17 protein-coding genes are annotated in these 19,160 nt (G+C 67.6%); 3 read left to right on the forward strand and 14 right to left on the reverse strand.

From position 1 onward, the window contains the following. Positions 1-36: 36 nt before the first annotated feature. The 5 genes from rbfA to rimP all read right to left on the reverse strand — a co-directional run bounded on the left by rbfA (position 37) and on the right by rimP (position 6,050). Positions 37-546 (reverse strand): 30S ribosome-binding factor RbfA, encoded by a 510-nt coding sequence (rbfA, locus tag ACVWZ7_RS04525; RefSeq protein ID WP_091249753.1) that lies wholly within the window; start codon positions 544-546, stop codon positions 37-39. Between the two features lie 239 nt (positions 547-785). Beyond that, positions 786-3,689: a translation initiation factor IF-2 gene (gene infB, locus ACVWZ7_RS04530; protein WP_456507107.1), complete on the reverse strand. Its 2,904-nt coding sequence runs from the start codon at positions 3,687-3,689 to the stop codon at positions 786-788. A 152-nt stretch (positions 3,690-3,841) separates the two neighbouring features. After that, positions 3,842-4,270 (reverse strand): YlxR family protein, encoded by a 429-nt coding sequence (locus tag ACVWZ7_RS04535; RefSeq protein ID WP_425547149.1) that lies wholly within the window; start codon positions 4,268-4,270, stop codon positions 3,842-3,844. Positions 4,271-4,452: 182 nt separating this feature from the next. After that, complete coding sequence (gene nusA / locus ACVWZ7_RS04540; RefSeq protein WP_091249742.1) at positions 4,453-5,433, reverse strand: transcription termination factor NusA; 981 nt, start codon at positions 5,431-5,433, stop codon at positions 4,453-4,455. Next, positions 5,433-6,050: a ribosome maturation factor RimP gene (gene rimP / locus ACVWZ7_RS04545; RefSeq protein ID WP_116768785.1), complete on the reverse strand. Its 618-nt coding sequence runs from the start codon at positions 6,048-6,050 to the stop codon at positions 5,433-5,435. Before rimP ends, nusA begins: the two co-directional genes overlap by 1 nt. An 87-nt stretch (positions 6,051-6,137) precedes the next feature. Here rimP and ACVWZ7_RS04550 point away from each other — a divergent pair, with 87 nt between their 5' ends. The 3 genes from ACVWZ7_RS04550 to ACVWZ7_RS04560 all read left to right on the forward strand — a co-directional run bounded on the left by ACVWZ7_RS04550 (position 6,138) and on the right by ACVWZ7_RS04560 (position 9,403). Continuing rightward, the gene (locus ACVWZ7_RS04550) at positions 6,138-7,403 is read left to right on the forward strand and encodes a ferritin-like domain-containing protein (RefSeq protein WP_456507108.1); all 1,266 of its coding nucleotides are present in this window, start codon (positions 6,138-6,140) and stop codon (positions 7,401-7,403) included. 80 nt (positions 7,404-7,483) lie between these two features. Next, entirely contained in the window at positions 7,484-8,212 is a 729-nt protein-coding gene (locus tag ACVWZ7_RS04555; RefSeq protein WP_116768786.1) for a VIT1/CCC1 transporter family protein, read from the forward strand. A 51-nt stretch (positions 8,213-8,263) separates the two neighbouring features. Then, positions 8,264-9,403 (forward strand): aminoglycoside phosphotransferase family protein, encoded by a 1,140-nt coding sequence (locus ACVWZ7_RS04560; protein ID WP_456507109.1) that lies wholly within the window; start codon positions 8,264-8,266, stop codon positions 9,401-9,403. On the opposite strand, the gene ACVWZ7_RS04565 is transcribed toward ACVWZ7_RS04560, so the two are convergent. From ACVWZ7_RS04565 to ACVWZ7_RS04605, 9 genes are all read right to left on the reverse strand, one after another. Then, complete coding sequence (locus ACVWZ7_RS04565) at positions 9,400-10,809, reverse strand: pyridoxal phosphate-dependent decarboxylase family protein (protein WP_456507110.1); 1,410 nt, start codon at positions 10,807-10,809, stop codon at positions 9,400-9,402. The genes ACVWZ7_RS04560 and ACVWZ7_RS04565 overlap by 4 nt on opposite strands. Positions 10,810-10,908: 99 nt before the next feature. Next, complete coding sequence (locus ACVWZ7_RS04570; protein WP_456507111.1) at positions 10,909-11,703, reverse strand: sulfite exporter TauE/SafE family protein; 795 nt, start codon at positions 11,701-11,703, stop codon at positions 10,909-10,911. A gap of 13 nt (positions 11,704-11,716) precedes the next feature. Beyond that, complete coding sequence (locus ACVWZ7_RS04575) at positions 11,717-13,528, reverse strand: proline--tRNA ligase (protein WP_456507112.1); 1,812 nt, start codon at positions 13,526-13,528, stop codon at positions 11,717-11,719. A gap of 434 nt (positions 13,529-13,962) precedes the next feature. Further along, positions 13,963-14,850, reverse strand: a complete 888-nt coding sequence (locus ACVWZ7_RS04580) for a GNAT family N-acetyltransferase (protein WP_456509064.1) — start codon at positions 14,848-14,850, stop codon at positions 13,963-13,965. Beyond that, the gene (gene ispG / locus ACVWZ7_RS04585) at positions 14,813-15,979 is read right to left on the reverse strand and encodes a flavodoxin-dependent (E)-4-hydroxy-3-methylbut-2-enyl-diphosphate synthase (protein WP_091249715.1); all 1,167 of its coding nucleotides are present in this window, start codon (positions 15,977-15,979) and stop codon (positions 14,813-14,815) included. Before ispG ends, ACVWZ7_RS04580 begins: the two co-directional genes overlap by 38 nt. Before the next feature lie 49 nt (positions 15,980-16,028). Next, positions 16,029-16,322 carry a YciI family protein gene (locus ACVWZ7_RS04590; protein WP_091249712.1) on the reverse strand — a complete coding sequence of 98 codons (294 nt, stop codon included), beginning with the start codon at positions 16,320-16,322 and terminating at the stop codon, positions 16,029-16,031. A gap of 57 nt (positions 16,323-16,379) precedes the next feature. After that, entirely contained in the window at positions 16,380-16,886 is a 507-nt protein-coding gene (locus ACVWZ7_RS04595) for a hypothetical protein (RefSeq protein ID WP_456507113.1), read from the reverse strand. After that, entirely contained in the window at positions 16,883-17,530 is a 648-nt protein-coding gene (locus ACVWZ7_RS04600; protein ID WP_456507114.1) for a MarR family transcriptional regulator, read from the reverse strand. The genes ACVWZ7_RS04595 and ACVWZ7_RS04600 overlap by 4 nt, the downstream gene beginning before the upstream one ends. 296 nt (positions 17,531-17,826) lie before the next feature. Continuing rightward, the gene (locus ACVWZ7_RS04605) at positions 17,827-19,158 is read right to left on the reverse strand and encodes a M50 family metallopeptidase (RefSeq protein WP_091249703.1); all 1,332 of its coding nucleotides are present in this window, start codon (positions 19,156-19,158) and stop codon (positions 17,827-17,829) included. Positions 19,159-19,160 lie beyond the last annotated feature (2 nt).

Below are 19,160 nucleotides of genomic sequence, written 5' to 3' on the forward strand. Positions count from 1 at the left end.
CTTGGCGGGGTCCGGCCACAGCTGTTGAGGGCGGTACTACTTGTTGCGGTCCTCGTCGATCTGGTCTTTGTCGATCAGATCCAGGTCCTCTTCATCGAAGTCGTCCTCATCCAGCTCTACGTCCTCCGGGGTGTCGGACTTGTAAGGATCAGCGTCCCCGGCGTGCTTGGCGCCTTCGGCCAGCGCCGCCACCTCGGCGTCGCGCTTCTTCGCCGCCCGGAGCAGTTCCTCCAGGTTCGAGGCGTTGACCGGAATCTGGTCCGCCACGAATTCGAGGGTCGGGGTCAGCCGCACGGTGATGTTCCGGCCGACTTCCTGACGCAGCACGCCCTTGGCCTTCTCGAGCCCCTTGGCAGCATCAGCCTGGGCCACTTCGTCACCGAACACCGTGTAGTAGACGGTGGCGTGCTGCAGGTCGTTGGTCACCCGCGAATCGGTCACGGTGACGCCCTCAAGGCGAGGATCCTTCACCCGCCGGCCCAGGGCCTCAGCAACGACAACCTTAATCCGCTGCGCCAACTTGGCAGCCCGTGCGGGATCAGCCATTTCCACTCCTAAAATTTGGATGTACGACGGCGGGGCTGCGGTTTGGCCTTTTGAATTGCCTTTGCTGCCACGCGCCTATGGTGAGTCTATGACGATGCCGGAGAGTTTTGGGGGCGCCCGGGAGTGGCATCGGGCCTACCGGAGCTGGGCGGCACAGGATCGCAGATCCAGTGCCGCCCAGCGTAGGGGCGGGGCGCCCCCAAAACTCGGAGGCTCCCCGCCATAACTGCTAAACCAACCTAGACGCGCGGCTTTTCGCGCATCTCGAAGGTCTCGATGATGTCACCTTCGTTGATGTCGTTGTACGAGCCAAGACCGATACCACACTCGAAGTCCGTGCGGACCTCGGTGGCGTCGTCCTTGAAGCGCTTGAGCGTCTCAACGGTGAGGTTGTCGCCGATGATCTTGCCGTCGCGGGTGATACGGGCCTTGGCGTTGCGCCGGATAACACCGGAGCGGACGATCGAGCCTGCAATGTTGCCGAACTTGGAAGAACGGAACACTTCGCGAACCTCGGCGGTGCCAAGCTGGACCTCTTCGTACTCCGGCTTGAGCATGCCCTTGAGGGCTGCCTCAATGTCATCGATTGCTGCGTAGATGACGGAGTAGAAGCGCATGTCCACGCCTTCGCGGTCTGCCAGTTCGGCAACACGCTCGGCGGGCTTGACGTTGAAGCCGATGATGACGGCGCTGTCGACCGTTGCCAGGTTGACGTCGTTCTGCGTGATCGCACCAACACCGCGGTGGATGACGCGGAGCTGGACACCCTCGCCGACGTCGATCTTGAGCAGCGCGTCTTCGAGGGCTTCCACGGCACCGGACACGTCACCCTTGAGGATGAGGTTGAGGGTGTCGATCTTGCCTTCGGCGACGGCCTGGTCGAAGTCTTCCAGGCTGATGCGCTTGCGGCGCTTGGCCAGGGCGGCGTTGCGGTCAGCGGCTTCACGCTTCTCGGCGATCTGGCGGGCGGTGCGCTCGTCAGCGGTCACGAAGAAGGTGTCACCGGCACGTGGGACGTTGGACAGACCCAGCACCTGCACGGGGCGGGACGGGCCGGCCTCGGTCAGGGCGCTGCCGTCGTCGTCGAACATCGCACGGACGCGGCCGTGGGCCGTGCCTGCCACGATGGTGTCGCCGACGTGCAGGGTACCGGACTGAACCAGGACGGTGGCCACGGAACCGCGGCCCTTGTCCAGGTTGGCTTCGATCGCGATACCGCGGGCGTCCTTGTTCGGGTTGGCGCGCATGTCCAGGGCAGCGTCTGCGGTGAGCAGGACGGCGCCGAGGAGCTCGTCGATGTTGAGGTTCTGGCGGGCAGAGACCTCAACGAACATGGTGTCGCCACCGTATTCTTCCGGAACCAGGCCGTACTCAGTCAGCTGGCCGCGGACCTTGTCCGGGTTGGCGCCTTCCTTGTCGATCTTGTTCACGGCCACGACGATCGGCACGTTGGCCGCCTGGGCGTGGTTGAGGGCTTCAACGGTCTGGGGCATAACGCCGTCGTCCGCTGCGACCACCAGGATGGCGATGTCGGTGACCTTCGCACCACGGGCACGCATGGCGGTGAACGCCTCGTGGCCCGGAGTATCGATGAAGGTGATCTTGCGATCGAGGCCTTCGTGGTTGTGCGTGACCTGGTAAGCACCGATGTGCTGCGTGATGCCGCCGTGCTCGCCCGCCATGACGTCGGACTTGCGGATGGCATCGAGCAGTCGGGTCTTACCGTGGTCAACGTGACCCATGACGGTGACGACCGGAGGACGTGCCTCGAGGTCTTCGTCGCCTTCGGCTTCGAGCTCGGCTTCGAAGTCGATGTCGAAGGTGGAGAGCAGCTCGCGCTCCTCGTCCTCCGGCGAAACAACCTGCAGCTTGTAGCCAAGTTCCTCACCCAGCAGGGCAAACGTCTCTTCATCCAGCGACTGCGTGGCCGTGGCCATTTCGCCGAGGTGGAACAGAACGGTCACCAGTGCTGCGGGGTTTGCCTCGATCTTGTCGGCAAAGTCCGTGATGGACGAGCCACGGCGGAGCCGGACTACGGTGTTGCCGTCGCCGCGGGGCACGCTTACGCCGCCCAGCGACGGAGCACTCATCTGCTCCAGTTCCTGACGCTTGGCACGCTTCGACTTGCGCTGCTTGCCACGGCCTGCGCCGCCCTTACCGAAGGCGCCCTGGGTGCCGCCGCGACCGCGACCGCCCTTACCAAAGCCACCACCGGCCGGAGCGCCGCCACCGGCACCGGGAGCACCGGTACCCGGAGCGCCACCCGGACGGCCCGGACCACGGCCGCCGCCACCGGGACGGCCTGCACCTGCGGGTGCGGGACGTTCGGTGCGGTTAGGCATCATGCCCGGAGTCGGACGGTTTCCGCCGGCTCCTGCCGGACGACCAGCGCCGGGAGCGCCAGCCGGACGCGGGGCGCCGGGGCGGGGGCCGCCTGCGCCGGCTGCCGGACGGGGACCACCCGGACGGGGGCCGCCAGCACCTGCTGCGGGGCGCGGGCCGCCGGGGCGTTCGCCCTCGGTGCGGCTTCCGCCTGGACGCGGCATGCCCTGGGACGGGGCGAACGGGTTGTTGCCCGGACGCGAGGGACGTTCGCTATCGCCGCCGCGGCCTCGGGGCATGCCCTGGGACGTGGCGAAGGGGTTGTTGCCGGGACGGGGACCGCCCGGACGCGGTGCGGAACCACCCTGGCGTGCCGGAGCAGCCGGAGTTTCAGCCTTGGGGGCCGGACGCGCACCGGGCTTGACGCCCGTCGAGGGAGCAGCCGGGGCCTGGGCAACGGGGGCTGCCGGCGCCTGGGCGGCGGGGGCAACCGGAGCGGCGGGCGCGGTGGCAGGTGCCGCAGCGGCCGGAGCCGGAGCTTCAGCCTTGGGTTCTGCAGCCTTGGGCGCAGCGGGGCCGGGCGCAGGCGCCGGGCGGGTCGCTGCCGGGGCGGCAGTTGCCTGGGGGGCGGACGCCGGAGCTTCGGACTTCGAGGCTGCGGGGGCGTCGGGGTAAGCGTTGCGCAGTTTCCGCACAACGGGAGCCTCGATAGTTGACGAGGCGGAGCGAACGAATTCGCCCAGTTCCTGCAGTTTGGTTACTGCATCTTTGGAAGTAATACCGAGCTCTTTAGCAAGCTCATGTACGCGGACCTTGGCCACATTTCTCCTGTCTCGGTCCGCACCGAGCCAGGCACGAACCGTCTACTTCTTACTGCGGGCCTCCGCCGCGAATGCAGCTGAAAGGCCCATTGCAGAGCGCAACAAAGTTGTCATCGTTGCGCACTCATCGCTGGGAACTCATCGGGTTTCCATCAGTTTTCTGACCCGCTTTCAGGTTGGACGGTTGTTGCTGCGGTCACCGTAGTGCCCACGGCTTGCGTGCCGGCAGTGATCCGGCGTTCGACGTCGGCAGTACCGGCTGCGCCGTTGAGGGCGCGGCCGAATGCTCGACGTTTCACCGCCAGTGCCAGGCACTTCTCGCTGGGGTGCAGCCATGCTCCCCGGCCAGCCATCCGGCGTCGTTCATCCACCACGACGGCGGACGAACCGCCGGCGCCGGCGACGAGCCGGAGTAACTCCGACCGCGATCCCTTTTGTCGGCATCCGATGCAGGTGCGCTGCGGCTGATTCCCGAGGTGTTGCACATGTGCCACGTTCGAGTATCTTCCTGCCAGTACATCTGTTTGGTGAAAATCTGCGTCCTCAGGGAATCCGGAAAAACCCGGACGCGCCAAAGACACACGGATACCGGCCGTGAGGCGCGGTCATGTCTATTCTAGCCCCTCCGGCGCCCGGGTCCGGAACCCGGGCGTGCCGGTAGTGACGAAACCAGAGTAGGCCCGTGAGGCAACACACAGACAGCGGGCCGCGACGGCGGCCCGCTGTCTGTCGTCGTGCCCGGGCGCGCGCGTGCGCCTGGACGCTATTTACTGCTGTTGACGGCGGCGTCGGAGACGATGTCGATCCGCCAGCCCGTGAGCTTGGCGGCAAGACGGGCGTTCTGGCCCTCTTTGCCGATGGCCAGGGAAAGCTGGTAGTCGGGAACAACCACCCGCGCGGAACGGGTCGCCTCATCGGTGATGGTGACCGAATTCACGCGCGACGGCGACAGGGCGCTGGCGATAAAGGTCGCCGGGTCGTCGCTGTAGTCCACGATGTCGATCTTTTCGTCGTTGAGCTCGGTCATGACGGCCCGGACACGAGACCCCATTTCGCCGATGCAGGCACCCTTGGCATTCACGCCGGGGATGTTTGCCTTGACCGCGATCTTGGTGCGGTGGCCGGCTTCGCGGGCGAGCGCCACGATCTCGACGGAACGGTCCGCGATCTCGGGAACTTCGAGTTCGAAGAGCTTCCGGACAAGCCCGGGGTGCGAGCGGGACAGCGTGATGGACGGGCCCTTGGTGCCGCGGTGGACGTCGATCACGAAGGCACGCAGCCGGTTGCCGTGGATGTACTTCTCGCCGGGAACCTGCTCGGGCGGGGGCAGCAGCGCCTCTACCGTGCCCAGGTTCACCTGAATCATGTGCGGGTTGTTGCCCTGCTGGATGGTGCCGGCTACGAGCTCCCCTTCACGGCCCTTGAACTGGCCCAGCACGTTGTCGTCCTCAGCATCCCGGAGGCGCTGCAGGATGATCTGGCGTGCCGTGCTGGCCGCGATGCGTCCGAAGCCCGCCGGGGTGTCCTCGAATTCGCCGATCGGGGCGCCGTCGTCGTCGATCTCCGTGGCCCAGATGGTCACGTGGCCGCTCTTGCGGTCCAGCTCGGCCCGGGCCTTCTCGAAGGCGCCCGGCGTCTTGTGGTAGGCCACCAGGAGGGCCTGCTCGATCGTCGGAATCAGGAGATCCAGGGGGATTTCACGCTCACGCTCCAGGAGTCTCAGCGCGCTCATGTCAATATCCATTAGGCCTCCTCAGAAGGTCCATTGTTTACTTTTTCCAGACCGGCCTCTTCGAGGTGGCTGAACTCTATCTCGACTTTTCCGCTGCGGATCCTGTCGAAAGGAAGCTTGACGGGCTCGCCCTGCTTGGGTTTCATACCCTTCTTGACGGCAATCTCGGGGACGAGGGTGACGCCTTCATCATCCACGGACTGGATCCTGCCGGTGACGTTGTCACCCTGGATCACATTGACGTTGACCATTCGTCCGCGGGCGCGGTGCCAGTGGCGTTCTTCGGTCAGGGGACGTCCGACGCCGGGCGACGAAACTTCCAGCTCGTAAGGACGCGCGTCCATGCTGGGGTCGTTGTCCAGGGTGTCCGAAAGGGTCTTGGAGATCTCGGCGATGACGTCGAGTCCGACGCCGCCGGTCTCCTCCTGCGGCAGGTCCACCACCACCTGGACCACCCGGTTGGCACCGGCGACGTGGATGGAGACGTCCTCCAGATACAATCTGTTCGCCAGCACTGCGGGTTCCAGGAGTGCATGCAGGCGCTCGGCCTCCACATTGTGAACGGGTGCGGCTTCAGCCTTCCCCGTTCCGGTCCGGTCTGTTGAAGTCGTGGCTTCTGCGTTGGTCATGATGCCGGCCGCCTCCCGCTAGATGATGTTGTGAGTACTAGCCTAGCGATTTTCCGGGCGGTGTGGTGCACGGAGTTCCGGGCCGGCATGACAACATGGTCTGTTGTGAACGACGACACCCGGGAAAAGCGATGGCAGGACCACTTTCCCCGGATGCTCCCCCGCTATGCGCTCCTGGCTTGCCTCGCCCTGGTGGTGGTGAGCCTGGGGGTGGTTCTGACGCCGGCCCGGCCGCCGGAACCCATGGAGACGCCCTTTTCCGAACGGGCGCGCGCCGCCGCGTTGACCGAAACCCTGCAGCTGTTGGCGGCTGGCGGCCGGCTTGGGACCGGGTCCCCGGACGGTTCGGCAGACCGCCCAGCGGGTGCCGGAAATGCCGCCGTCGAGCGGACTGTGACGTTGCTGACAACCCAGGCCGAGGCCCTCCTCTTGCCGGGGGAAAGCCCCGCGGGCGCGTCTGGCGCCTCGCCCACAGTGTCCGCCCCGTCAACGCCCCCCGGTCCGACGCCTTCCCCCGCCGCACCGGTGCCTTCCGCCACCGAGTCGCCGACCGCCGGAACGCCCACTTCAGGACCGCCCACGGCGGCTCAGCCGGCGACCGCCGCCGAGCTCGTGACCGCCCTTGCGGACAGCGGCCGCCGGCGCCTCGCGGACGCTGCCGGCGCCGACGGCGGCATGGCGCGGCTGCTGGCCGCCGTGGGGACCGCACAGTTGCTGCAGGCATCCAAGCTCGCGGCCGGCACCGGTACAGCGGCGCCGGCGCCGCCCGACGACGCTGCCCCGCAGCTGTCTGGCACCTGCCCGTCCGAGTCCGCGGGCGCCCAGTCCCCGGAGGCGTCTCCTGATGCTGCGGATACCCCTGCCGCGCCCGACGGCGGGGCGGGCGGCACACGCGGCGTAGCCGGTTCTCCCGGGTCAGATGCGGCCGTGGGAGCCGCCCTGGCGGCGGTCGCACGGACCGAAGCTCAGGCCATCTACGCCTATCAGGTGGCCCTCCCCCGGCTGGACGGGGACGCTGCGAAATCTGCGGCCGAAGGACTGGCGCGCCACGACGCGCTCCTCAGCGGCGCCGAAACCCGGGCCCGGCTGCACTGCTCCACCGTTCCGCCGCGCGAGGCGGGCTACACGCTGAACCAGTCCTTCCTGGGCTCTCCCGCCGCAGGCCTCGGCAACGTCGAAGCGGCCGCGTTGCCGGTCTACGGGGACCTTATTGCGCTAAGCGACGGAGAGACCCGGCAGTGGGCCCTCGCAGCCCTGCTCGGCTCCGCGAAACGCGCAGTGCTCTGGGGTGCGGATCCCGGCGCGCTGCCTGGCTTGGACCCGGCGTCGCTACCGTCATTGCCGGCAAACTGAGCGCCGCAGGCAAGCCTCGGCTTATTTTGCTTAGCCTTGGGATACTGGCCAGCCCGCCCCACGGGTGATTTGCTGTAGTCATGGACACGACAGGCACCCCGACCCTTCATGAGAACGAGCCCCACCACAACGACATAGCGCACCGCCTGAACTGGCTCCGTGCGGGTGTCCTGGGAGCCAACGACGGCATCGTCTCCGTCGCCGCTATCGTCGTCGGCGTCGCCGGCGCCACGACTGAAACCGGGCCGATCCTGATCGCGGGCGCCGCGGGAGTCGTGGGCGGTGCGATCTCGATGGCCCTCGGTGAATACGTTTCCGTCAGCAGCCAGAAAGACAGCCAGCATGCCTTGATCGAGAAGGAACGCCGGGAGCTGGAGGAACAACCGGAGGAGGAACTCGAAGAGCTCGCCGCGATCTACCAGGGCAAGGGCCTCAGCTCCGAGACGGCACGCACGGTAGCCAGGGAGCTCACGGCCCACGATGCCCTTGGCGCCCACCTCTCAGCCGAACTCCACATCGATGAGACAGACATCGTCAGCCCGTGGCATGCGGCCTTCGCCTCTGCCATCGCATTTCTGGCCGGCGCGATCCTTCCCATGCTGGCCATCCTGCTGCCGCCGGAAAGCATCAGGATCCCGCTGACCTTCGTGGCCGTGCTTGTGGCGCTGGCGGCCACCGGTGCTGTGGGCGCGTGGATCGGCGGCGGCTCGAAACTCAAGGCAGCCGTCCGCGTGGTGATTGGCGGTGCCTTGGCACTCGTGGCCACATTCGTGATCGGCAACTGGCTCGGCGCGAGCGGCGTCGTCTAATCCCCGGGCCCCACGTCCGGAGCCCCACGCCGGGCATCTACGATAGGTCCCGTGAGCCCGATCCCAGACGTCCCCATTCCGCCCGATCTTTCCCGCCGCTACAACCGCACGGCTGCCGGACGCGACTGGCTGGCATCCCTTCCCGGGCTGATCGGACAACGTCTGGACCAGTGGGAACTTGTGCCGGACCTGGCGCCGGGCGCCCTGCCCTGGAGCGGTCACGGCGGCGTCGCCATCCCCGTGCGGCGCCGGCACAGGGATGAGTCCACCGGCAATGGCAACGCCGGCCATGCCGGCAATGATGCCGTCCTCAAGGTGGCTTTCCCTCATGAGGAAGCCACGAGGGAACGCCACGCCCTCGCGTTGTGGGGAGGCCGCGGCGCCGTCCGGTTGCTGGCCGCCGACGCCGGATCCTGCGCCCTGCTCCTGGAGCGGCTGGACGCCGGCCGCTCCCTCCAGGACGGCCCGCTCGAAACCGCGGTGCCGGTGTGGGGCGCGGTGGTCCGCGAACTGAGCGTCGTCCCCGATGATCGGCCCGAGTGGCAGGAAATCGACCACGTGGCGGCGCGGGCCGAACAGTGGAGCGATGAATTCCCCGAGACGTGGGAGCACTTGGCGCAGCCGTTCCCCCGCTGGCTGCTCGAAGCAGCGCTTGAGGTCTGCCAGACGCGCGGCGCCGTGGGCAGGCGGTCCGGCACGGACGTGCTGGTCCATGCGGACCTGCACTACCTGAACATTCTGGCCCGGCCCGGCATCCCGGAGGCCGGCATCGGGCAGGAGGGACCGGCAGGGCTAGCGGAGCGTTACGCCGCGATCGATCCGCAGCCCATGATCGGCGAGGCGGAGTATTCCGTGGCCCCGGTGTTATGGAACAGGCTCCGGGAGTTACCGCAGAAGGATCCGGGACGGGCGCTGCTCGCGCGCTGCCGGGATTTCAGCCAGGCAGCCGGTCTCGACGCCGAAGCCGCCCGGCAGTGGAGCCTGGCGCGCGAGGTCGATAACGCCCTCTGGTATGCCTCTAAGCGACATCATGAAGGCGATCTGGCGCGTTCGCTGTGGGTGGCGAGCACGCTGGCGGGCCGGACCCTTCCCGGGCTCCCCGCTCCACAGGAACTCCCAGCCCCCGGAGAAGCGCATGGGGAAGGGCCTGGAGAAGTGCCCGGGGAAGCAGCCGGAACGGCGGCCGGTTAGCCCCGGACGGCCGCCAGTGCGTCGCGGACGGCGTCGACGGCAACTCTGACGTCGGCGTCGTCCGTGCTCCAGTTGCTCACCGAAATCCTAAGGATATCGCGGTCCTGCCAGCGCGAACCGGACATCCAGACCCGGCCGTCGCTGATGATCCGCTCCGTCACTGCGCGTGTCACGGCGTCGTCCCCGAAGGCCAGGGAAACCTGGGTGTAGTCGACGTCGTTGAGCACCTCGACGCCCTCCAGCGCAGCAAGCTGTTCCGCTAATTGCGCGGCCCGCAGCACGAGCGTGCGGACCTGGCCGGCGACGCCGTCGCGGCCCAGCGATTTCAGCGCCGCCCACACCGGCACGCCGCGCGCACGGCGGGACAGCTCCGGCACGCTCTCGAACGGGTCCCCGGCACCGTCCGCGGCCTGGATCAGGTAGCTCGTGTGCAGTCCCATCGCCGAACGCAGCGCCCGGGCGTCGCGCACGATCGCGATCCCGCAGTCATAGGGCACGTTGAGGGTCTTGTGCGCATCCGTCCCCCACGAGTCGGCCAGCCGGAGCCCGGCAGTCAGTGCGGATAGTTCCGGCACGGCCGCAGCCCAGAGCCCGAAGGCGCCGTCCACGTGCACCCAGGCGCCATGCGCTTTTGCGACGGCAATAGCCTCGGCGAAGGGGTCGAAGGCGCCCGAATGCAGGTTGCCGGCCTGCAGGCACACGAGGGCCGGGACCGGACCGCCCTCCCCCGCGCTGAGCGCAAGGTCCAGGGCGCAATCCAGCTCCGCCGGGATGATGCGTCCCTGGCGGTCCGACGGCACCACTGTGGGACGTCCCAAGCCCAGGTAGCGCAGGCCGAGGTCGATGGTGTCGTGCCGTTCCTGCCCCACGAAGCAGCGGATCCGGGGCGCACCGGCGAGCCCGTCGCCGTCGAGGTCCCAGCCGGCGTCGGCCATGAGCCGCCACCGGGCGGCGGCGAGCCCGGTGAAGTTGGCCATGGTGGCGCCGGTGGCAAAGCCGACGTCGGACTCTTCGGGAAGGCCCAGAAGCTCAAGGATCCATTTGCCGGCGGCCTCTTCGATGGCGGCCGTGGCGGGGGTGGCGAAACGCAGCCCCGCGTTCTGGTCCCAGGCACTGACCAGCCAGTCCGCCGCCAGCGCGGCCGGCAAAGTGCCGCCGATGACCCAGCCGAAGAACCGCCCGGACGGCATCGCCATGAGCCCCGGTTCGGCCTTGGCCGCGAGATAGTCCACCACTTCTGCGGCCGGCATGCCCTGTTCGGGCAGCGGGCCGCCGAAATCGGCCGCGAGCTCGGCCGCGGTGGCCTGCGGCCCGATTCGGCGTGTTCCCTGGCTCTCGAGCCACTGGCGTGCGTGCCCGGCCGCGGCCTCGAGGGCATCCCGATAGCGTTCCTCGCCTGCTGACATAGCTGCATGCTACGCCCGGGGCCACCGGACTGGGAGTCCCCCGCGGGAGGGGGCTCCCGCGTGCCGGCCCGCGCGCAGGCGTGCGCGCGGGCGTGGGTGCTAGGCGAAGTTGTCCTGCCAGACATCCGAACCGAGCTTGACGATCAGTGCTCCGACCACGGCAAGGAACACGATCCGGATGAATCTGTTCCCCTGTTTGACGGCTGTCCGGGCTCCGATGTAGCCGCCGGCCATGTTTGCCATGCCCAGGAGCAACCCGAGTCCCCACAGCACGGCACCGTGCGGTATGAAGAACAGCAGGGCGCCGGCGTTCGTGGCCATGTTCACGATCTTGGCCTTGGCGCTGGCTTCCAGGAAGGCGTAGCCCATGGCGGAGACCAGCGCGATGATCAGGAAGGAGCCGGTGCCCGGACCGATCAGCCCGTCGTAGAAGCCGATCACGCCGCCGATCAGGCAGGCCACCACGTAGTGCCGGTGCCCCGAATGGCGCAGCCTGGTCAGCTCACCGACGTTGGGCCGGAAGGCGGTGAACAGCGCGACGGCGATCAGCGCCGCCACGATGATCGGCTTGAATACGCTTGCCGGCAGGTTGGCGGCCAGCACCGCACCGCCGTAGCTGCCCGCCATCGCGATCACCGCCATGGGCAGGGCGGTACGCAAATCGGGTCGGACGCGGCGGTAGTACGTGACAGCGCTCGTGGTGGTGCCGAAGATGGAGCCCATCTTGTTCGTGGCCAGCGCCTGCACCGGGCTGATGCCCGGTACCAGCAGCATGGCCGGAAGCTGGATGAGACCGCCGCCCCCCACGACGGCGTCGACCCAGCCCGCCGCCAGACCCGCCACGACGATCAGGATGACGGTACCGAGCTGGATCGACTCGAGTCCTGAGACCACTACCTACGCGGCGTCAGCTGTTGCGGACGGCGTTGACCACGTAGTCAACAGCCTTGTCAACGGCCACGTTTTCGGCATTGCCGCTGCGGCGGTCCTTGATCTCCACGACGCCGTCCACGAGTCCCCGCCCGACGGCGAGGATGGTCGGCACGCCGACGAGTTCGGCGTCGCCGAACTTCACGCCCGGGGATACCTTGGGACGGTCGTCGTAGATGACGTCGAGGCCGGCGGCTTCAAGCTCCAGGGCCAGCTTTTCCGCGGCCGCGAAGATTTCCTCGCCGCGGCCCACGGCCACCACATGGACATCGGCCGGGGCGACGGAGCGCGGCCAGACCAGGCCCTTGTCATCGTGGTTGGATTCGGCGAGGGCCGCGACGGCACGCGTCACGCCGACACCGTAGGAGCCCATGGTCACCACGACCTGCTTGCCGTTCTGGTCCAGGACCTTCAGGTCCAGTGCCTCGGCGTACTTCCGGCCCAGCTGGAAGATGTGGCCCATTTCGATGCCACGGGCGGTTTCGAGCGGTCCGGAGCCGTCGGGCGCCTCGTCGCCGGCACGCACCTCGGTGCACTCGATGACGCCGTCCCAGCCGAAGTCGCGGCCTGCGACCAGGCCGAAGACGTGCTTGCCGGCCTCATTGGCGCCGGTTACCCAGGCCGTACCGCTGACGACACGGGGATCCACGAGGTAGAGCAGTTTTGCGGCACCCTCGGTGCCGAGCAGCGGGGCCTCGAGGGACAGGCCGGGGCCAAGGTAGCCCTTGACGATGAGCGGCTGCTTCTTGAGGTCTTCCTCGCCGGCGGCCTCAAGGGTGATCTCACCGGCGATGGGCAGGAACGCACCGATGTTGGCTTCGACGCGTTTGAGGTCGACGCCGCGGTCACCGGGCACGCCGATGACCACGATCTGGCGTTCGCCGGTCGGCAGCGTCACGGCGAGCACGACGTTCTTGAGCGTATCCGCGGCTGTCCAGGCGCCGCCGTCGGCCTCGCTGCGCGGAGCCAGCACGTTGGCGGCATCCACGAGGGTGTCGATGGTGGGCGTATCCGGGGTGTCCCGGACTTCCGCGGCCGGGGCGTTGCTGAAGTCGATCTCCGCGGGGACCACGGTGGTGACGGCCTCGACGTTGGCTGCGTAGCCGCCGGCGGAACGCACGAAGGTGTCCTCGCCGATCTCGGTGGGGTGCAGGAATTCCTCGCTCTTGGACCCGCCCATGGCGCCGGCGGTGGCAGCGACGGGAATGACCTCAAGGCCGAGACGCTCGAAGATCTTCAGGTAAGCGCCGCGGTGCGCCGCATAGCTGGCGTCCAGGCCGGCGTCGTCGACGTCGAAGGAGTAGGAGTCCTTCATGATGAATTCGCGGCCGCGCAGCAGGCCCGCCCGCGGACGCGCCTCATCGCGGTACTTGTTCTGGATCTGGTAGATGCTCAGCGGCAGGTCCTTGTACGAGGAGTACAGGTCCTTGACCAGAAGGGTGAACATTTCCTCGTGGGTGGGGGCCAGCAGGTAGTCGTTGCCCTTGCGGTCCTTGAGCCGGAAGATGCCCTCGCCGTATTCGGTCCAGCGGTTGGTGGCCTCGTAGGGCTCCTTGGGCAGCAGTGCCGGGAAGTGGACTTCCTGGGCGCCGATGGCGGACATTTCCTCGCGGATGATCTGCTCCACCTTGCGCAGCACGCTCAGCCCCAGCGGCAGCCAGGTGTAGATGCCCGGCGCGGCCCGCCGGATGTATCCGGCCCGGACCAGGAGCCGGTGGCTGGCCACCTCGGCGTCGGCGGGATCTTCGCGCAGGGTGCGCAGGAACAGCTGGGAGAGTCGAAGGACCACAGGTGGGGTATCCGTTTCTGGGGAAGTGCGGGCATAGCCGGGAAAACCGGAAAAGCATCTAGATACTAATCTACCGTCCGGATGGCCCCCGCTTACCGCAGCGCCCTGCGGCGGCAGCGCTCATGACATGCAAGAACGTGGAAGAGCCACGCCATGACTGATGGAAGCCCCTGGCCGTTTCCAGCTGGTCATCCCGTCATGGCGTGGCTCCGTGGCCCCAGCACCCCCAGATCTCAGGCTGTGAGCTACTTGGTGTCGCCTCCAGGCGTTGCCCTCCCCGGAGTTTGCGCCGGGGAGTGTGCGCGCCTATGCGACACGGCTAGGTAGAACCTATGTGACAGAGGGCCGGGAATCAAGAGTCTGCAACCGGATAAATTCTTTCCGGGCCCGGCGACTGCCGTTGAAAGTGTGGAAACTCCGCGGCGCACCGAACGCTAGAAGAGCACTGTAGCGAACGTGCCCACCTGGCGGAAGCCCACACGGTCGTAGGTGGCGCGCGCCTTGGTGTTGAACTCGTTGACGTACAAGCTGGTGACCGGCGCCAGGGTCTGCGCGAGGACGACGACGGCAGCCATATAGCCCGCGCTCAGGCCCAGGCCGCGGAACTCGGGATTCATCCAGACACCCTGAACCTGGGTGACTTCCGGTGTGACGGCGCCCAGTTCAGCCTTGAAGATCACCTCGCCGTCGGCGCTGAGGTGCACGAGCGAATGGCCCTGACGGATGAGGCTCTTGACGCGACGGCTGTAATACTCCCTGCCGCCAAGGTAGGGCGAGTATCCCACTTCTTCCTCGAACATCGCGGCGCAGGCGGGCAGGATCTTGTCGAAGTCGGCCAACTGGCCAAAGCCCAGCGCGGGCTCGGGCCGGACGGCGGGCGGGCCTTGGATGGTCAGCAGGGGCTGGTCGTCGCGGATTTCGTGGGCTGACTGGCCGAGCTGCTCCAGGGCCGTATAGAGGGCCAGGACGGTCTCGGCGGGGCCAAAAATCGAAGCGTAGCGGCGCCCGGAACGGTGCGCGGCCATGGCCATGACACCGGCGAGGTCCGGGTCCAGCTGCACCGGCACCAGGTTGGCGCCGGCCCAGCAGGCGCCGAGAAGCGTGCCGCCGTCGAACACGCCAAAGATACTGGCGCCCCCTGCCGTGGGGGATGCCGTACCCGCGGACTCCAGGTGCGACAGGATAAAGACATTGGCGACGGCGTCCCGATGAGCCAGCGCCAGCAATTGTCCGGTGTCCGCGCCACCGAGGACGCGGACTACGACGCCGGGAGTGGCGCCGTCCCTACGAGACGCTAACCACGGGGCTACCCTTGACAGCATCTTCGCCATCGGCGTCCCCCATCTCTTCAGCGATACGCATGGCTTCTTCGATCAGTGTCTCAACAATCTGGTCCTCGGGGACAGTCTTGATGACCTCGCCCTTCACGAAGATCTGGCCCTTGCCGTTGCCCGAGGCGACACCGAGGTCGGCCTCGCGGGCCTCGCCGGGACCGTTCACGACGCAACCCATGACGGCCACGCGCAGCGGGATCTCCATGCCTTCCAGGCCTGCGGTGACCTGTTCGGCGAGCGTGTAGACGTCCACCTGGGCGCGGCCGCAGGACGGGCAGGAGACGATTTCCAGTTTGCGGGGACGCAGGTTGAGCGACTGCAGGATCTGGTTGCCCACCTTGATTTCCTCGACCGGCGGGGCCGAGAGGGAGACGCGGATGGTGTCGCCGATCCCGCGGGAGAGCAAGGCGCCAAACGCGGTGGCCGACTTGATGGTGCCTTGGAATGCCGGTCCGGCCTCGGTGACGCCGAGGTGCAGCGGCCAGTCGCCCTTTTCAGCCAGCATCTCGTAGGCGGCCACCATGATGACGGGGTCGTTGTGCTTGACGGAGATCTTGAAGTCGTGGAATCCGTGCTCTTCAAAGAGCGAGGCTTCCCAGACGGCGGATTCGACGAGGGCTTCCGGGGTGGCCTTGCCGTACTTCTTCAGGATGCCGGGTTCCAGGGATCCGGCGTTGACGCCGATCCGGATGGAGGTGCCGTGGTCCTTCGCGGCGCGGGCGATTTCCTTGACCTGGTCATCGAACTTGCGGATGTTACCCGGGTTCACGCGCACGGCGGCACAGCCGGCCTCGATTGCGGCGAAGACGTACTTCGGCTGGAAGTGGATGTCCGCGATCACCGGGATCTGGGACTTCTTGGCGATGATCGGCAGCGCCTCGGCGTCGTCGGCAGACGGGCAGGCGACGCGCACGATGTCGCAGCCGGACGCGGTGAGCTCAGCGATCTGCTGCAGGGTGGCGTTGATGTCCGTGGTCGGCGTCGTGGTCATGGACTGGACGCTGATGGGCGAGTCGGAACCGACACCCACAGATCCGACCTTGATCTGGCGCGTCTTCCGGCGGGGGGCAAGGACGGGGGGCGGTGCTGACGGCATTCCCAGGCTGACCGAGGTCACGTGGACTCCCTTTTTGGTATCGAGGTATCGAAGGCGGGGGCGGAACGGGCTAGGCGGCGTGCTCGGCCAGCAGACCGGTCAGCGGCGCCCACACAGTGGTGCGGGTGCCCGAGATGGCACCGGCGGCGGCGAACGGGTCCTGCCGCAGGAGGTCATTCAGGGCCGCTTCGTCGGCCGCCTTGAAGATGAGCAGCGCACCCGCACCATCGCCGTAGGGGCCGCTCGCGAGCAGGTCGCCCTCGCGGGCAAGTTCCGCGGTCCATGCGCGGTGCGCCGGGCGGCTGGCATCGCGGACCTCGGAAGATTCGGCGTCGTACACATACTCCACAGCAAAAACAGTCATATGGATACACTATCGCCCAGTTTGCCCGGTTCCCATCCGGGGCCGTCCTGCACCCGGTCAGCCGAGGAAGAGGACCTTGGTCAGGGCGGCGACGCCGGATGCCCAGAGCAGGGACGTCAGCGTTCCGATGATGAACCTCTCGGCGGCCACCGGGGTGGCTTTCAACTCCGCGAAACGGCCAAGGCCCTTGATGGCCACGACATAGGCAATGGCGACGGGCTGGCCGGCGAGAATGGCCAGGCACACTGCGAACCGTTCCAGTACTCCGATAATGGCGCCGCCCCGCAGGATGCGCGCGTTGCTGATCGTGTCAGCGTCCGCGGCGGCCTGCGCGGCAGCGTCTGCTGCAGTAGCGGCGTCCACTGGGCGCTGGGAGCTCTCGCCGTCGGCGGTTGAGTCTGCGGCCGGATCCACGACCCCAGCGTCGCCGGCACCAGTGCCGGCGACGCCCGCGGAGTCGGCCCGGTCGTCAATGGTCCGCGCGAGCCGGAAGACCAAGGCGGTGACCGGCCAGCCGATGAAGCCGGCCGTGAGCAGGGCCAGGGTGATCCAGAGGGCGTTCACCGGTCTCCTTCCGTGCTGTCGTCGGCAAAGGACAGCAGCGTTGCGGCCGCCGGCCTCGCCGCCCATTCTTCCTGCCAGCCGGAGCGCAAGACGGCGCGGCTCACCGATTGCTCCGTGATTCCGAGTTTCTGCGCAGCGATTTTTTGTGTGCCGTGCGTGCCGGAACTGCCGGACTGTCCGTCCCGCACCGAACGCAGCACATCCACCACCTTCCACTGCGCCACGGTCCGGTCCTGGACCAGGCGTCCGATCAGCCGCAGCACCGCCTCCGCATTGGCGCAGGCACCAGGCCGCCGGCCGCTGCCGGCGACCACGGCGAGCGGCACGTGGGCTGCCGCGGCCTTGGCCCGGTCAACTGCGGCCCGGGCTGCCACGAAGGCAGGGCCGGAGCCTTCCCGCGGACTGGCGGGCAGCGGCTGGTCCACCTCCCCCACCCCGATCCCGACGTACCAGCGACCGCTGCGCAGGGCGTGCAGGGCAATCTCCACTACCTCGTCGGGCTGTTCCACGACGCCCTGGACCTCGTCGCCCACCGAGCGCTCAAAGCGCCCCGCGGTGGAGAGCGCGCCCAATTCCTTCAGGAGGTCGGGGACCCGGTCGACGTCGCCCGTACTGCCGCGCTGGTCGATTGTCATGACGTACATGGCCCCAGCCTAGAGAGGTGATTCTCAATAATCAATCATTTTCAACTGATTACTAATAATCAGCCGAAATAAGCTAATGAAGGAAAATCAGCGGAAGCGGGCTGAGAAGGCGAGGCCGGGCGGCCAGGCCTGGACTGACCGCGCACCATCCGGGGGCACTTCGACACGAAGCGCCGGGCGACCTCGTCCATTTCGCCGCCGGACCGCGGCAAAGTGCCCCCGGACCGCAGGGCTCAGCACGCGGACAAAGCCAGTGAACCTCGCGGGACATTTCCGCAGCCGCGGGGGCCGCCGCGTCACCCGAAGAGGTTGACCGGTTTGACGATGTCCGCGTAAATCAGCAGGGCGCCCATGCCCATCAGCAGGACGGCCACGACGTAGGTCACCGGGAGCATCTTGGCGATATCGAAGGCGCCGGGGTCCGGACGGCCGAACAGCTTGGCGACCTGGCGGCGGCCTCCCTCGTACAGCGCGCCGGCCACATGGCCGCCGTCCAGCGGCAGCAGGGGAATGAGGTTGAAGACGGCCAGGGCGAAGTTGAGTCCGGCCAGCAGACCTACCAGGGCGGCGAAGCGGGACTGCAGCGGAACGTCCTCCATGGCGGCGACCTCGCCGGCCACGCGGCCCACGCCCACCACGCTGATGGGCCCGTTGGGGTCCCGGGGTTCCTCGCTGAAGGCCGCCTTGGCCACGCCGGCCACGCGGTCCGGCAGGTTCACGATCACCCCGGCAACCTGCTTGATGTTCTCCCCCGCCATGGGCAGCACGGCAGACGCCGGCTGCTGGACGAGTGCCGTCTGGGCGCCGATGCCGAGGAAACCGACATCCTGGTACTGGAGCTTCCCGCCGGCGTCCTTGGCCTGCCGGCCGTCGGCGCCGATCACCGGGCGGGAGGAGAGCACAGGCGTGACTGTGGCAGTGACCGTGGCGCCGCCGCGCTGCACGGTGATGCTGACCTGTTTGCCCGCCGAGGCGCGGATCCAGCCGGTGAGTTCATCCCAACTGGTGACGGCCTTGCCGTCGAAGGAGGTAATGGTGTCGTTCGGCTTGAGCCCGGCCGCCGCCGCGGGGGTGAGCTTGCAGGCGGCGGAATTCGGGTCCACGGTCTCGCCCGCCTTGACCTGGCATTTGGAGACGTCGGCGATGGTGGTGGTCTGGCTGGCAACGCCGAATCCCATCAGCAGCACCCCGGTCAGCACGACGCCGATCAGCAGGTTCATTGCAGGGCCGCCGAGCATGATGATGATCTTTTTCCAGACCGGCAGACGGTAGAAGACCCTCTTCTCGTCGCCCGGGCCGATTTCCTCATGGGCCAGGGAGCGGGCATCGGAGGCCAGGGACTGGAACATGCCGGTGCTCGACGTGCGGACCGTGCCGTCTTCCTTGTTAGGCGGGTACATCCCGATCATGGACACGTAGCCGCCCAGCGGGATGGCCTTGAGGCCGTACTCGGTTTCGCCGCGCTTCCTGGACCAGACGGTGGGTCCGAAACCGATCATGTACTTGGTCACGCGGACCTTGAACAGCTTGGCCGGCAGCAGGTGCCCGACTTCGTGCAGGGCGATGGACACGGCGATGCCGATCGCCACGAAGACGACACCGAGGATGAAGAGGAGGACGGGGCTCATGT

It is taken from the genome of Arthrobacter sp. TE12232 (genome assembly GCF_054062615.1).